Origin of the sequence: Paracoccus pacificus, from assembly GCF_042680785.1 — a bacterium.
In the GTDB taxonomy this organism is placed as follows: Bacteria; Pseudomonadota; Alphaproteobacteria; order Rhodobacterales; family Rhodobacteraceae; genus Paracoccus; species Paracoccus pacificus.
In genome coordinates, this window is record NZ_JBHUEN010000043.1 from 178,504 (window position 1) to 191,862 (window position 13,359).

Here is a 13,359-nt window from a genome sequence, read left to right on the forward strand (position 1 = left end):
GACGATAATTTTTTCGAGATTACCGCGCCTTATTGCCGATCCTGCGGCGGTTCAGCCGGCGGCGGCCGCGGCGTCGTCCCGGGCATCGGCGTCATGATCGTCGGTCACCAGCCTGCCGCCCGACTGCCGCGACCAATAACGGGCGTAAAGGCCGTTCCGCGCCAGCAATTCGTCATGGCTGCCCTGCTCGACGATGCGTCCCCGATCCAGCACGATGATGCGGTCCATTTCCGCGATGGTCGACAGGCGGTGCGCAATGGCCAGAACGGTCTTGCCGGTCATGACACGTTCCAGCGCCGACTGGATCGCGGCCTCGACCTCGCTGTCCAGCGCGCTTGTCGCCTCGTCCAGAACAAGGATCGGTGCATCCTTCAGAAAGGCGCGGGCCAGCGCGATGCGCTGACGCTGGCCACCCGACAGCTTGACGCCACGCTCGCCCAGATGGGCGTCATAGCCGCGTCGCCCGGTGTGGTCCTGCATGGTGATGATGAACTCATGCGCCTCGGCCGCCTTGGCTGCGGCGATGACCTCGGCCTCGGTGGCGTCGGGACGGCCATACAGGATGTTGTCGCGGGCCGAGCGGTTGAACATCGCGGTTTCCTGCGTGACCATGCCGATCTGGCGGCGCAGGCTGTGCTGGGTCACATCGCGGACATCGTGGCCGTCGACAAGGATGCGCCCCTTCGACACGTCGTAAAGCCGCAGCAAAAGCGCGACCAGCGTCGATTTGCCGGCCCCCGAGGCGCCGACGATGCCGACACGCTCGCCCGGTCTGATATGCAGGTCCACGTCGTCCAGACCGCCGCCCAGAACATCGTCGCGCCCATAGGCAAAGCTGACGTGATCGAAATCGACCCGTCCCTTGACGCGGGTCAGGTCGACGGCGCCCTTGCGGTCGGTCAGGGCATGGGGCGGCGACAGCGTTTCCATGCCGTCCTCGACCTCGCCGACCGAGCCCCAGATGCTCATCAGCGACATGCTGACCCAGCCGGTCATCTGCGACAGCCGCATGGATATCGCGCCCGCCGCCGCGATGTCGCCCGCGGTGGCCTGCCCCTGCCGCCACAACAGGACCGATCCGCCGATCAGCACCACCGGCAGCACGCCCGAGACGAACATCAGCGACACCCGGAACAGGCTGGAGGTCATGCCGAAATCGACCGCGCGCTGGCGGAAACGCGACATGGCGGACAGGGCGGCCTGATCCTCATACTCGGCATGGGCGAACAGCTTGACGGTCTTGATGTTGGTGATCGTATCGACGACCTGTCCGGTGACCATCGCGCGGGCCGAGGCGCGGCTGGCCGAGCGGCCCCGGATGCGGGGCAGGAAAAACCGGATCAGCGCCAGATAGACGCCCAGCCACAGTATCAGGACCAGCGCCCCCCAGCCGTCGACCGAGATCAGGAACAGCGCCGATCCGATGATCGAGGCCAGCGCGAAAGCGACCGTGTTGACGATCTCGCTGGCGACATCGGTCACGGCGCGGGCGGTCTGCATCTGCTTCTGCGCGATGCGACCGGCGAAATCATTGTCAAAGAATGTCACCGCCTGACCCATGGTCCAGCGATGCAGCCGCGACAGCACCAAAGGCAGGACGTTCGGCCCGATGATCAGATTCGACGAAATCGTGGACAGGCCAAAGATCACCGGCCGCAGCAGCAGATAAAACCCGACGAAGGCCGCGATCAGAACGACATTGTCGGCCAGCACCCGTTCGGGCGTCGAGGCGGTCACGGCGTCGACCACACTGCCCAGAAGCACGGCGGCGATGACCTCGGCCGTGCCCGAGATCACGGCGGTCGCGCTGGCCACCGCCAGCCCGCCCCATGCCCCGTTCAGGCACCATCCGAAGAATTTCAGCAGCGTGCGCGGCGGCGGCCCCTCGGCCGGGCGGAATGCGTGGATCATGCGCGCGGGGTCAAGGCGGATCATGGCATGCCTCCGTTTTCGCCGGGTTCTGCTTTCCGGGGTCTGGTTGCGGCCGCGATCAAGGCGTCGCGATCGGCCGAGAAATCCGAGGCGATCCACAGCTTTTCAGCCGCCCGCAGCCCTCGGCCTAAGGCCGGCCCGGACAGGTGGTCGGACAGATCGGCGCCAGTCAGCGGCAGGGGCGCGGCCGCCGCGCCCCGCGCGACCTGACCCCGCCAGCCGGGCGGCAGATCGACGCCATGGCGCGCCGCGGCGATCAGGACCGCGCTCTCGCCCTGACCGTCGCCCAGCCGATAGCCCGCGACGGCGGCCGGCCATCCCGCCGTTACCGCGCGGGACAGGTCATGCCAGCGCCGCGACTCGGCCCGGCTCAGCCGCAATGCGTCGGTCGGATCCTTGCCGCCAAGTGCTACGAGGCGGCGCAGCCAGTCCGGTGCCAGCCCGTGTTCAAGCGCGACCAGCGGCGGAAGGGCGGCGGGGTCGGCGCCGGGCAGGATTTCCTGCAACACCCCGGCCTCTGCCGCCAGCCCGATCGCGGCCGAAGGGTCGGGGGCCGAAAGCAGTTTGCGCATTTCGGCCCCGATCCGCTCGCGCGAGATGCGCGACAGGCCCGGCGCGCCTTGCGCGCAGGCCCTCAGCGCCGCCGGATCTGGCGGTTGCCGTGGATCGGTGTACCAGGCGAGGAAACGGAAATAGCGCAGGATGCGCAGGTAATCCTCGGCGATGCGGGTCGCCGGATCGCCAACAAAGCGCAGATGCCGGTTTTGCAGGTCCGGCAGGCCGCCGACCGGGTCGATCACCTCGCCCTCGGGCGTGGCGTAAATCGCGTTCATGGTGAAATCGCGGCGCCGGGCGTCATCCTCGATCCGGTCCGAAAAGGCCACGACGGCATGGCGGCCATCGGTATCGACATCGCGGCGGAAGGTGGTGATCTCATAGGGGCACCCGTCCGCGATCACCGTCACGGTGCCGTGGTCGATCCCGGTTGGCACCGGCTTCAGCCCCGCGGTTCTGGCCAGACCGATCACCCGGTCGGGCGGCGCATCGGTGGCGAGATCAAGATCGCTTGCGGGAAGGCCCAGCAGCCGGTTGCGCACAGCACCGCCAACGATCAGCGCCTGATGACCGCCTTTGCGCAGCATGTCGGCCACCTGTGCCAACCCCGCGTCATCCTGAAACCCGCCGTCAATCCGCATCAATCCAGCCTTTGCGCAAGCGCGTGCAGCATCCGCGCCGTGGCGCCCCAGATGTAATAGGGCCCGAAGGGCAGGACGCGATAGCCCCGGCGCCCGCCCAGCCAGTTCCGATCCTCGATCCGATAGCGGTCGACGGCGGCGACATGTTCCAGCGGCACGGCAAAAATCTCGGCCACCTCACCGGGTTCGGGCCGGGGGTTGAATTCGCGGGTGATCACCGCAAGCACCGGCGTAACCCGAAAGCGGGTGACGGTTTCGTGGGTCGGCAGGCGGCCAAGCACCCGCACGCAATCGGGGGGAAGCGCGATTTCCTCATGCGCCTCGCGCAGGGCGGCGGCGACCTCATCGGCGTCTTCGGCGTCGACCTTGCCGCCGGGCAGGGCGATCTGGCCGGGATGATGGCGCAGCGCCGACGACCGCATGGTCAGGATCAGTTCGGCACCGCCGGGAACCGCGGCCGGGCGGAACGCGGCCAGCACGCCGGCGGGGCGCAAGGGCGATGTGTCGGCGCCCCGCATGCCCGGCAAAAGCTCGTAATCCGAGGTTGTTTCGGCCGCCCGCTGAAGGGCGACCGAAAGCCGTTCCGTCAATGCGGGGATCGACAGCGCCCGCATCGCTATCCGGCGTCACGCGGGTTCGCGGCTTCGTCCTGCGGCAGCGGATTGCCGTCGGCGTCCAGCACCGCCTCGAACCCGAGGCTACGCGGGTCAAAGACGTAATGCGCGCCGCAGAACTGGCAATCGGCGGTCACCGTGCCCTCATCCGTGGTCATATGGGCGATGTCCTTGGCGGAATAGATCGCCAGCGTGCCGCGCACCCGGTCGGCCGAGCATGAGCAGCCGAATTCGACCCTCTGCGCGTCATAGACTCGCGGGGTTTCTTCGTGGAACAGGCGCACCAGCAGGTCGGTCGGCGCGACCGAGGGGCCGATCAGCTCCATCATCTCGACCGTATCCAGCAGATAGTTCGCGCGCGACCAGTCTTCCGATTCGCGCCCCTGCAGAATGTCGGCGGCTTCGATCAGGCCGTTCTCGCCGCTGCCGCCGGCATCGCCCATCGCGACCGAGTTCTGAGCCAGGGTTTGTAGCATGATCCCGCCCGAGCGCCATTTGACCGGCTGGCCCGGCATCTGCGACCGCCCGGCCGCGATGCTGAACCGCGTCGGGATCTGTTCCGACTGGGCGAAATAGGTCTGAGCCGAGGCCGAAATGGACCCCCCGGCAAGCGGCGTGATGCCCTGATAAGGCTGCGTGCCCGCGCCCTGGTCGATCAGGATCGCGAAATAACCCTCGCCGATCAGCGTGAAGGGATCGGCGGCAGCGTCCAGCCGATCGGCCGAAAAATTGGCCCAGGCGCGAAGCTGGGCGGGCTCACCCGCGGCTTGCGGGGCGAAATAATCGGCGGCGATGGTGCGCACGGCGCCGTTGCCCTGCACCTGCAGGCTCAGCTTCCAGCCGCTTTTGACGGTCGGGCCGATCAGGGCGGCAAGAAGCGCGACCTCGGCCACCAGCGCACCGACGGCGGCCGGATAATCGTGACGGGTAAGGATGTGGTCCAGAACGCCATCCAGCCGCGCCACCCGGCCGCGGATGTTCGAGCGGTCCAGTTGAAACGGCAGGACAGTATCGTCCCAGGCGATCTGGTTGATCGAGGCCATGATTTTTCCTTGCTATAGGGCGTTCTATTGCAGATGTTCCGGCGCGAACGCAGCGCGCCTGTCGCCGACCAATATAGGCCGTCACGCCGCAATCCCAAGGGGCCGGCTGCCGTGGCGCCTGCTTCGGGCATGACCGGGCATCCGCAGGCTCTTGCCCCGTCTCGGCCGTCGTGCGACTGGGCGCGGGACCTGTCAGGCGCGACGGACCAGATCGGAACGGGTCGGATCGGAACCGGGGTAACGGGTGGTATCGGCATGATCATTCGCCGCCACGGCGCATCGCCCGATCCGGCGCGTCACTATCGCGTCCGGCCGGGGGCCTATGCGATCCTGCGGCGGGACGGGCATTTTCTGGCGACCGTTCAGGCCGATCCGGGACCCGAGGTCCAGCTTCCCGGTGGCGGAATCGATCCCGGTGAATCGCCTCAGGTCGCGTTGCACCGCGAGGTCATCGAGGAAACCGGCTGGACGATTTCCACCCCGCGCCGGGTCGGGATGTTCCGGCGGTTCGTCTATATGCCCGAATATGACCTCTACGCCGAAAAGCTGTGCTCGGTCTGGTTGGCGCGCCCGATCCTGCGGCTGTCACCGCCGACCGAGCCCGGGCACAGCGCCGTTTGGTTAACCCCGGCAGAGTTGCTTGTAGCTCTGGCCGATCCGGGGTCGCGGGCGATTTTCGGCCATTGGTTGCGAACCGAAGGGTGAAACGGGCCGGAGCGGGCAAGACGGCTACGGGTGAGACGGGCGCCGGCATGGGGGGTGCCGGAAAGTCGGGGGCCGGAAAGCCGGGTGCAGGCAAGCCGGATGCTGATGACCGGTGCCCGCAAGACCGGCATGAGCGCAAGACCGGCGTAAGTGCAGGGTCGGCGTAAGGCCAAGACAGGCGTAAGGGCCCCCGGGATCACCCGGCGATCTTGCGCTCCGATCGGGCGGGATCGGCGGTTAGGGCGCCGCTTTCGCTGCGTTCCAGCAGGATGGCCGAGACGTCGTCGCCCTCGACCCCGCGCGAATATGCGGCGACCGACCACGCCAGCGATTCCAGCAGCGAAGACCCCCCCAACTTCGCATTGGTCTGCAAAATCGTCCTGAGCCCCTCATCGCCCAGTTGACGCCCCTTCGCGTCCGTGGCCTCGGTAATGCCGTCCGAGGCAAGGAAAAGCCGGTCGCCCGGCTCCAGAACCGCCGAGATCTCCTCAAACTCGGCGCCGGCGAACACGCCCACCGGCAAGCCGCCGCTGCCGAGTTCCTGCAACCGGCCATCGCGCCGCTGGATGACCGGATAGGGGTGGCCGGCCTGCACCAGACGGATCCCGCCGGTGGTCACGTCCAGTTCAAGATAGACCATGGTGAAATAGGAATCGGTGCGGATCTCGCGGATCATCATCGCGTTCAGCCGTTTGGCCAGATCGGCGGGCGGCAGGGCGGCAACCGCGCCATGGGCGTTGTGATACAGCGCGATATTCTGCCCGACCGAACCGGACAGATGCACCGCCAGCCGCGCGGTCAAAAGCGCGGCGGTAACGCCGTGTCCCGACACGTCGATGGCATAGATCCCGACGCGTTCCTCATTGATCGGGAAAAAGCCGATCAGGTCGCCGCCGATATGACCGGCCGAGCGCAACAGCAGCGACAGATCGAAATCGCCGAAACGCGCGTTCCGGTCGACCAGCAGACCTTCCTGAAGCATGCGCGCCTCGCGCAGGTCGCGCTCGATCGCGTCCTGCGCGCTTTGCAGCCGGGTCAGGGTTTCCTCCAGCCGGCGATTGCTGGCGCGCAGCCGTTCGTCCATCGCCAGAATGCGGTCGCCGGCCGCCACGCGGGCCAGCAGTTCGGCGCCCGAGACCGGCTTGACCAGAAAATCATCGGCGCCGCTTTTCAGCCCGAACGCCAGATCATGCTTGTCGGTCTTTGAGGTCAGCAGAATGAAATAGCAGTAATGTTGCCGCGGCTTCTGGCGGTAAAGACGGCAGAACTCGGGGCCCTGCATGCCCGACAACACCCAGTCGGAAATGATGAAATCCGGCTCGACACCGGCGCAGATGTCCAATGCCTCGGCGGCGTTCCCCGCCTCGGCCACGTCATATCCGGCGCGCCGCAACTGAATCGCCAGAACCCGGCGATGCGCGCGGCTGTCGTCGACCAGAAGCACCAGCCTGCGGGATTGAGAGGATTTGTCGGGCATGGTTTTCGAAGGCTTCGTATCCGAATCGATGTTGATGCACCCTGTCTAGCCGCCCCGGTTTAACATCGGGTTAAGCCGTTCGATCGCGGCGGTTAGGCTTTTCGTAACCTGTGGCTGCTATCGGTTAAGGGGACGGAGAATCGGGAACGGAAGGCGGCATGATAGATTGGGACAGGGTAGCAGAGCTTCGCTCGGATCTGGGCCCGGAGGAGTTCTTTCCCGTCATCGAACTTTTCGTGGATGAGGTCGAAGCCGTCGCGCTGCGGCTGTCGCGCGACGATGCCGCGCGGCTGGAACGGGATCTGCATATCCTGAAAGGCAGCGCCTGGAATCTGGGGATGCGCGGTTTTGGCGACAGATGTGGCGAGGCCGAGGCACTGGCGGCGCAGGGGGCGGTAGACGCGATCGACCTCGACGCGCTGCTTCAGCATTACGCCGATTCGAAAGCCGCATTCACCCGCGACATCGGGCGCCTTATGGCGGGCGAATTGCCGGACCATGGCTGGCGGGATGAGGGTTAGGTGCGGCCCCCGACGCCGCAGAATGGCCGGCCGACCGGCGGGAGGATTGACGCAAAAACCGGGCGGATCGTTCGGGGTGGGATGGCCACGACGGGTCGGCGCAGGCAGGTCGCGACCGGCCGGTCAGATGAGGAATTCGGCCAGTATCGGATCGTCGGTGATATCGCGATAACGCAGCCCGTTCCGGTCCAGCGCATCGGTCAGGTGGCGCAGGTTCGCGGGGTCCGTCGTCTCGATCCCGATCAGGACCGAGCCGAAGTTGCGGGCCGATTTCTTCAGATACTCGAAGCGCGAAATGTCGTCATCGGGGCCCAGAAGCTCCAGAAAATCGCGCAGCGCGCCCGGTCGCTGCGGCATCTGAAGAATGAAATAACGCTTGCGCCCGGCAAAGCGCTGCGCGCGTTCCTTGACCTCGGGCAGCCGCTCAAAATCGAAATTGCCGCCCGAGCAGACGCAGATCACCGTCTTGCCGGCAAGGTCGGGGATGTCCCGCAGAACGTCAATCGCCAGCGCCCCGGCCGGTTCCAGAACGATGCCTTCGGTATTCAGCAGATCCAGCATCGTGACGCAGATCCGGTTTTCCGGCGCGGCGATGACATCGCCGGGGGCAAAGCCCGACAGTTGCGCGAAGGGCAGATCGCCGATCCGCGCCACCGCCGCGCCATCGACGAAACTGTCCACCCGCTCAAGCGTCACCGGTTCGCCGGCGCTGAGCGCGCCCATAAGGCTTGCGCCGCCGGCGGGCTCGGCAAAGACGAAACCGGCGTCGGGCGCCTCGGTGCGGGCATAGCGGCTGACACCTGCCGAAAGCCCGCCGCCACCCACCGGCAGCACGATCAGGTCCGGGGCCCGGCCCAGTTGATCAAGCATTTCCGCCGCGACCGTCGCCTGTCCTTCGATGATGTCGGGATCATCGAAGGGCGACAGGAAATGCGCGCCGGCCTTGGCGCAATAATCCTTGGCCGAGGCCAGCGTCTGGTCGAAATAATCCCCGGTCAGGCGGATCTCGACCGCGTCGCCGCCGAAGGCGCGGGTCTTGTCGATTTTCTGCTGCGGCGTCGTCACCGGCATGAAGATGGTGCCGCGGGTGCCGAAATGGCGGCAGGCATAGGCCATGCCTTGCGCGTGGTTGCCGGCGCTGGCGCAGACGAAATGCGCCAGATCCGGGCTGGTCTGCATCGCCTTGCGCATGGCGTTGAAGGCGCCGCGCAGCTTATAGCTGCGGACCGGGGTCAGATCCTCGCGTTTCAGCCAGATTTCGGCGCCATATTTCGCCGAAAGGTGGTCGTTGCGTTGCAGGGGCGTCGGCTCGAACAGATCGCGCAACGCAATCTCGGCCTGACGGACAGAAGCCACAAAGTTTTCCATTCTCCGGCCATGCCGCGAATGTGGCGAATTGGCAAGATCGCCGCGCCCTTCCGTGATGATTTCCGGGTATTTCGCGGCTGTTTGCGGCCCGCTGCCTCTTGTGACACCCGACGAATGCGCCTATGCCGTCCGGCAAATTCCAAGGGGATCCGCCATGTCCGACGCGCCGAAGAAAGTCGTCCTCGCCTATTCCGGGGGGCTTGATACCTCGATCATCCTGAAGTGGTTGCAGACCGAATATGGCTGCGAGGTGATCACCTTCACCGCCGATCTGGGGCAGGGCGAGGAACTGGAACCCGCGCGTCAAAAGGCCGAGCTCTTGGGCATCAAGCCCGAAAACATCCACATTATCGACGTGCGCGAGGAATTCGTGCGCGATTTCGTCTTTCCTATGTTCCGCGCCAATGCGGTCTATGAGGGGCTCTATCTGCTCGGCACCTCGATCGCGCGGCCGCTGATTTCCAAGCATCTGGTCGAGATCGCCCATCAGCACGGCGCCGATGCCGTGGCCCATGGCGCGACCGGCAAGGGCAACGATCAGGTCCGGTTCGAGCTTTCGGCCTATGCGCTCGACCCCTCGATCCGGGTGATCGCGCCGTGGCGGGAATGGGATCTGACCAGCCGCACCAAGCTTCTGGAATTCGCCGAGGCGAACCAGATCCCGATCGCCAAGGACAAGCGCGGTGAGGCGCCGTTCAGCGTCGATGCGAACCTGCTGCATACCTCCAGCGAGGGCAAGGCGCTGGAAAACCCCGCCGAGGAAGCGCCCGATTACGTCTATCAGCGCACGGTTTCGCCCGAGGATGCGCCCGATACGCCCGAATATATCGAAATAACCTTCGAAAAGGGCGACCCGGTGGCGATCAACGGCGAGGCGATGTCGCCCGCGACCGTGCTGACCGTGCTGAACGACTACGGCCGCAAGCATGGCATCGGCCGGCTGGATTTCGTCGAAAACCGTTTCGTGGGCATGAAGTCCCGCGGCATCTATGAGACCCCCGGCGGCACCATCCTGCTGGAGGCCCATCGCGGCATCGAACAGATCACGCTGGACGCGGGCGCGGGCCATCTGAAGGACTCGATCATGCCGCGCTATGCCGAGCTGATCTATAACGGCTTCTGGTTTAGCCCCGAACGCGAGATGCTGCAGGCGCTGATCGACAAGTCGCAGGAACATGTCACCGGCACCGTGCGGCTGAAACTGTACAAAGGCAATGTGAACACCGTCGCGCGCTGGTCGGATCATTCTCTTTACAGCGAAAAGCATGTGACGTTTGAAGAGGATGCGGGCGCCTATGACCAGAAAGACGCGGCAGGCTTCATCCGGCTGAATGCGCTGCGCCTGAAGCTGATCGCGGCGCGGAATGCGCGGGTGAAGTAGGGCGGCGCGGACCACCCCCTGACGTCATCTGTCAGCAGGGATGTTCTTCACTGGCATCGCGAAACCCGTGATGCAAAGGCACATCCCATGGACAGAACACCCGTCAATCCCTCGATCTGGTCGCTGAAATTCGGCTTCAATCAGGCCGAGATCTTCACCGGCGCGACGCGGCAACTGGTCTGCTCTGGCCAGACGGCCACCGACGCGGATGGCAACCCGCAGCATCCCGGCAACATGCGCGGCCAGTTCGGCCTCGCGCTCGACAATCTGGCGACGCTGCTGGCCGCCGCCGGGATGAGCTTTGCCAATGTCACCCGGCTGGGCATCTACACCACCGACATGGACGAGGCGCTGAAGCATTTCGATCTGCTCGGCGCGCGACTGGGATCAGCCGGGGTCACGCCGCCCTCGACGCTGGTCGGTGTCACCCGGCTGGCCCTCCCGTCGCTGATGATCGAGATCGAGGCGACGGCGATGGATTGATTCGGCACCGGTCAGTCTGATCGCGGTTGCAGCGCCGCCGGATAGGTGATGCCCCCATCCGCCCCGATCACCGCGCCGGGGGTCAACACCGCCGGGTCGAGCCGTCCCTCGGCCATGATGTGCAAGACCGGGTTTTCGGCGGCGATCAGATAGTCCGCGACGATCCGGCGGTGACAGCGCCACCAGACCGCTTCCGAGCACATCACGGTCAGCGGCCGCTCAGCACCCAATTGAAGGATGTGGTCGAGACCTTCCCGGAACTCGGGAGACAGGGCGTAATCGGCGTAATTGTGAAAGCTGCGGTTGCGCCACAGCGCATTCACCTCGAACGGCACATCGCGCGCCTTGCCGCGCAGCCCACCAAGACGGGCAACGTGTTCAAAGCCGATCCCCTCGGCCGCCAGAGCGGCTGCCAGCACATCCTGATTGAACTGGGGGTTGGCACGCGACATCGGCATCTTGCGGATATCGGCGACGAAACCGACGCCTGCATCCCGGAGCAGCGCGATGAAATCCTGAAGGCTGCGGTCGGAATGGCCGACGGTGAAGAAGGGGGTCGTCACGGATCACTCAAGACGCAAAGCCCCGCCTTTATGAGCGGCGATATGGTCGGTCCTGTCGCTTTTGATCTCGTATTGCGGATCATCCGCGCTGGCGTGATGGGTATAGCCTTTATAGTCGAAGTCGCTGGTATGGACGGCGATGATCCTGCCAAAGACGCGCCCCGCCTCGGAGTTCCAACTGACGTGATCGCCGATCTTGAATCTCTCCGTCATCCGCTCCTCCATCATTCGGCAGCATCGCCCCGCGTCCGAAGCACCGCTTGCGAAAGGGTCAATCGCAGCGAGACCTGCCGGCCATGGCAGCGCGCCGCAGGGGCATCCGCCCAAAAGCCTAAGCCGGCACGCCGCCGCAAGCCAAGCGGCGTTTTCCACGCTCGGCCGCTTTCTTCAGCCCCTTTTCATCGGCGCTACACCCGCCCAGAATGGGCAAGGATCACCGAAGGCTCTCTCATGACCGAACCGCACGCACCCGCCCGCATCGCCATCATCACCGTTTCCGACCGCGCCGCATCGGGCGAATACGAGGACAAGGGTGGCCCCGGCGCCGAGGCGTGGCTGCGCGAGGTCGTCACCTCACCGATGGAGATCACCCGGATCATCGTCCCCGACGGCCGTGAAAGCGTCGCCGAAACGCTGATTTCGCTTTGCGACGACCGGGGCGCCGACCTGATCCTCGTTACCGGCGGCACCGGCCCCGCGCCGCGCGACCTGACGCCCGAGGCGGTCAGCGACATCGCCCATCGCGAATATCCCGGCTTTGGCGAGGAAATGCGCCGCGCCTCGCTCGCCGAGGTGCCGACCGCGATCCTGTCGCGGCAGACCGCCGTCAGCCGCGGCAAGACGTTGATCATCACCATCCCCGGCAAGCCCTCGGCCATTGCCACCTGCCTGAACGCGGTTTTCGCCGCCGTGCCCTATTGTCTCGATCTGCTGGGCGCGGCGCGGATTGAAACCGATCCCGAAAAGATCAAGGCTTTCCGGCCCAAGGGCGCCTAGCGGCGGCCATCACGCCAGTATGGCGATCAGTTCCGCCGGCAGGCGTACCGGCCGCATCGTCGGCCCAAGACAGGCGAGCGTGACGCGGGCGCGGAACAGATCGGCGCCATCGCGGCGGACGGTCTGGTCGACGATCAGCCGCGCCGGGGTGCGTTCGGACAGGGTGGTCTCGACCGTCAGCAGATCGTCGAATCGCGCGGGGGCAAGATAATCGGCCTCGACCCGGCGGACCGCAAAGACGATGCCGCGCGTCTTCAGGTCGTTCTGGTCGATGCCCAGATCGCGCAACCATTCGGACCGGCCGCGCTCGATGAATTTCAGATAGTTGGCGTAATAGACGATACCGGCAAGGTCGGTGTCCTCGTAATAAACCCGGATCGGCAGGTGATGCAGTGCGGAATGGGGCATGGTCGCAGTCTAGCCCGCGCCAAGCCGCGCGGCCAGCCGCAGCGCATAGGCCGGGTCGGTGGCCGCAACCGGCAGCATCGGCGCATAGGCTGCGCGTATAAGCTGCGCCAGCTCCGGCGTGGGCGTGACGTCGACGGCAAATGTCAGGGCCGAGCGCACCGCAAGGGTTTCGGCCAGAATGCCGGGATGGGCATCGGCGAGCGCGCCCCCCATATTGACGAAGGTCAGGCAGGCGCGGATGCCGCCGTCCGGGTCGAACCGGAACAACCGGTACTGATCGGCCTTGGCCTGCGCCAGCCGCGCGGGCAGGCCCGGCACGCCGGTCAGCGCATCAAGATCGGGGACGCCGGCAAGCTCGTCCCAGTTGCGCACGAAAAAGGACATCAGATTCGTGCCCATCTCGGGGTCGGTGTCGGTCAGCGGCTGACCGGCATGGGCGAATACGGCGCGCGTGGCCTCGCGGAAAACGGCAAGGCTTTCATCGCTTAGCCCGAAGATCACCGGCGCGACGGGGCGCCCCCAGCGGGCGCACAGAAAGCTGCCGTCCGGGCGGGTGAACAGGGCGGCGATCTGATCAGGGGTCATGGTCATGACGCACAGATGCCATGCGTTGAAAGCGGTTGCAAAGTCGAAAAGCGAAACGGCCCCGTGCGGGGACGGGGCCGTTCGCGT

15 protein-coding genes are annotated in these 13,359 nt (G+C 65.8%); 5 read left to right on the forward strand and 10 right to left on the reverse strand.

From position 1 onward, the window contains the following. Positions 1–51: 51 nt before the first annotated feature. The 4 genes from ACFSCT_RS13335 to hslO are packed head-to-tail and all read right to left on the reverse strand — an operon-like array spanning position 52 to position 4,785. Positions 52–1,935: an ABC transporter ATP-binding protein gene (locus ACFSCT_RS13335; RefSeq protein ID WP_379143474.1), complete on the reverse strand. Its 1,884-nt coding sequence runs from the start codon at positions 1,933–1,935 to the stop codon at positions 52–54. After that, entirely contained in the window at positions 1,932–3,128 is a 1,197-nt protein-coding gene (locus ACFSCT_RS13340; RefSeq protein WP_379143475.1) for a CCA tRNA nucleotidyltransferase, read from the reverse strand. Before ACFSCT_RS13340 ends, ACFSCT_RS13335 begins: the two co-directional genes overlap by 4 nt. Then, positions 3,128–3,742 (reverse strand): CoA pyrophosphatase, encoded by a 615-nt coding sequence (locus tag ACFSCT_RS13345; protein ID WP_379143477.1) that lies wholly within the window; start codon positions 3,740–3,742, stop codon positions 3,128–3,130. The genes ACFSCT_RS13340 and ACFSCT_RS13345 overlap by 1 nt, the downstream gene beginning before the upstream one ends. 2 nt (positions 3,743–3,744) lie before the next feature. Continuing rightward, positions 3,745–4,785: an Hsp33 family molecular chaperone HslO gene (gene hslO, locus ACFSCT_RS13350; RefSeq protein ID WP_379143478.1), complete on the reverse strand. Its 1,041-nt coding sequence runs from the start codon at positions 4,783–4,785 to the stop codon at positions 3,745–3,747. A 258-nt stretch (positions 4,786–5,043) separates the two neighbouring features. Between hslO and ACFSCT_RS13355 the strand changes: the two genes are divergently transcribed. Beyond that, positions 5,044–5,490 (forward strand): NUDIX domain-containing protein, encoded by a 447-nt coding sequence (locus ACFSCT_RS13355; protein WP_379144378.1) that lies wholly within the window; start codon positions 5,044–5,046, stop codon positions 5,488–5,490. Between the two features lie 196 nt (positions 5,491–5,686). On the opposite strand, the gene ACFSCT_RS13360 is transcribed toward ACFSCT_RS13355, so the two are convergent. After that, positions 5,687–6,967, reverse strand: coding sequence for a PP2C family protein-serine/threonine phosphatase (locus ACFSCT_RS13360; RefSeq protein WP_379143480.1), 1,281 nt, complete (start codon positions 6,965–6,967; stop codon positions 5,687–5,689). Positions 6,968–7,125: 158 nt separating this feature from the next. Here ACFSCT_RS13360 and ACFSCT_RS13365 point away from each other — a divergent pair, with 158 nt between their 5' ends. After that, positions 7,126–7,488 (forward strand): Hpt domain-containing protein, encoded by a 363-nt coding sequence (locus ACFSCT_RS13365; RefSeq protein WP_379143481.1) that lies wholly within the window; start codon positions 7,126–7,128, stop codon positions 7,486–7,488. 123 nt (positions 7,489–7,611) lie between these two features. Here ACFSCT_RS13365 and ilvA read toward each other — a convergent pair whose 3' ends face one another. Further along, the gene (ilvA, locus tag ACFSCT_RS13370; protein WP_379143483.1) at positions 7,612–8,856 is read right to left on the reverse strand and encodes a threonine ammonia-lyase IlvA; all 1,245 of its coding nucleotides are present in this window, start codon (positions 8,854–8,856) and stop codon (positions 7,612–7,614) included. 154 nt (positions 8,857–9,010) lie between these two features. Between ilvA and ACFSCT_RS13375 the strand changes: the two genes are divergently transcribed. Then, entirely contained in the window at positions 9,011–10,237 is a 1,227-nt protein-coding gene (locus ACFSCT_RS13375) for an argininosuccinate synthase (RefSeq protein ID WP_379143484.1), read from the forward strand. 87 nt (positions 10,238–10,324) lie between these two features. Then, positions 10,325–10,720 carry a RidA family protein gene (locus tag ACFSCT_RS13380; RefSeq protein ID WP_379143486.1) on the forward strand — a complete coding sequence of 132 codons (396 nt, stop codon included), beginning with the start codon at positions 10,325–10,327 and terminating at the stop codon, positions 10,718–10,720. Positions 10,721–10,731: 11 nt separating this feature from the next. On the opposite strand, the gene ACFSCT_RS13385 is transcribed toward ACFSCT_RS13380, so the two are convergent. After that, positions 10,732–11,283 (reverse strand): DUF488 domain-containing protein, encoded by a 552-nt coding sequence (locus ACFSCT_RS13385; protein ID WP_379143487.1) that lies wholly within the window; start codon positions 11,281–11,283, stop codon positions 10,732–10,734. 3 nt (positions 11,284–11,286) lie between these two features. Continuing rightward, the gene (locus tag ACFSCT_RS13390) at positions 11,287–11,496 is read right to left on the reverse strand and encodes a hypervirulence associated TUDOR domain-containing protein (protein ID WP_379143488.1); all 210 of its coding nucleotides are present in this window, start codon (positions 11,494–11,496) and stop codon (positions 11,287–11,289) included. Positions 11,497–11,733: 237 nt separating this feature from the next. Between ACFSCT_RS13390 and mog the strand changes: the two genes are divergently transcribed. Continuing rightward, positions 11,734–12,279, forward strand: a complete 546-nt coding sequence (gene mog, locus ACFSCT_RS13395) for a molybdopterin adenylyltransferase (RefSeq protein WP_379143490.1) — start codon at positions 11,734–11,736, stop codon at positions 12,277–12,279. Between the two features lie 9 nt (positions 12,280–12,288). On the opposite strand, the gene ybgC is transcribed toward mog, so the two are convergent. Continuing rightward, positions 12,289–12,687, reverse strand: coding sequence for a tol-pal system-associated acyl-CoA thioesterase (gene ybgC / locus ACFSCT_RS13400; protein WP_379143491.1), 399 nt, complete (start codon positions 12,685–12,687; stop codon positions 12,289–12,291). A gap of 9 nt (positions 12,688–12,696) precedes the next feature. Then, on the reverse strand, positions 12,697–13,272 hold the full coding sequence (locus ACFSCT_RS13405; protein ID WP_379144380.1) for a hypothetical protein: 576 nt from the start codon (positions 13,270–13,272) through the stop codon (positions 12,697–12,699). Positions 13,273–13,359: the final 87 nt, after the last annotated feature.

Excerpts from the sequence above, each read along its gene's own strand:
- ACFSCT_RS13390 (WP_379143488.1), bottom strand. The coding sequence starts at position 11,496 with ATGACGGAGAGATTCAAGATCGGCGATCACGTCAGTTGGAACTCCGAG.
- ybgC (WP_379143491.1), bottom strand. The coding sequence starts at position 12,687 with ATGCCCCATTCCGCACTGCATCACCTGCCGATCCGGGTTTATTACGAG.
- ACFSCT_RS13405 (WP_379144380.1), bottom strand. The coding sequence starts at position 13,272 with ATGACCCCTGATCAGATCGCCGCCCTGTTCACCCGCCCGGACGGCAGC.
- ilvA (WP_379143483.1), bottom strand. The coding sequence starts at position 8,856 with ATGGAAAACTTTGTGGCTTCTGTCCGTCAGGCCGAGATTGCGTTGCGC.
- mog (WP_379143490.1), top strand. The coding sequence starts at position 11,734 with ATGACCGAACCGCACGCACCCGCCCGCATCGCCATCATCACCGTTTCC.
- ACFSCT_RS13375 (WP_379143484.1), top strand. The coding sequence starts at position 9,011 with ATGTCCGACGCGCCGAAGAAAGTCGTCCTCGCCTATTCCGGGGGGCTT.
- ACFSCT_RS13340 (WP_379143475.1), bottom strand. The coding sequence starts at position 3,128 with ATGCGGATTGACGGCGGGTTTCAGGATGACGCGGGGTTGGCACAGGTG.
- ACFSCT_RS13365 (WP_379143481.1), top strand. The coding sequence starts at position 7,126 with ATGATAGATTGGGACAGGGTAGCAGAGCTTCGCTCGGATCTGGGCCCG.
- ACFSCT_RS13360 (WP_379143480.1), bottom strand. The coding sequence starts at position 6,967 with ATGCCCGACAAATCCTCTCAATCCCGCAGGCTGGTGCTTCTGGTCGAC.
- hslO (WP_379143478.1), bottom strand. The coding sequence starts at position 4,785 with ATGGCCTCGATCAACCAGATCGCCTGGGACGATACTGTCCTGCCGTTT.
- ACFSCT_RS13345 (WP_379143477.1), bottom strand. The coding sequence starts at position 3,742 with ATGCGGGCGCTGTCGATCCCCGCATTGACGGAACGGCTTTCGGTCGCC.
- ACFSCT_RS13380 (WP_379143486.1), top strand. The coding sequence starts at position 10,325 with ATGGACAGAACACCCGTCAATCCCTCGATCTGGTCGCTGAAATTCGGC.
- ACFSCT_RS13335 (WP_379143474.1), bottom strand. The coding sequence starts at position 1,935 with ATGATCCGCCTTGACCCCGCGCGCATGATCCACGCATTCCGCCCGGCC.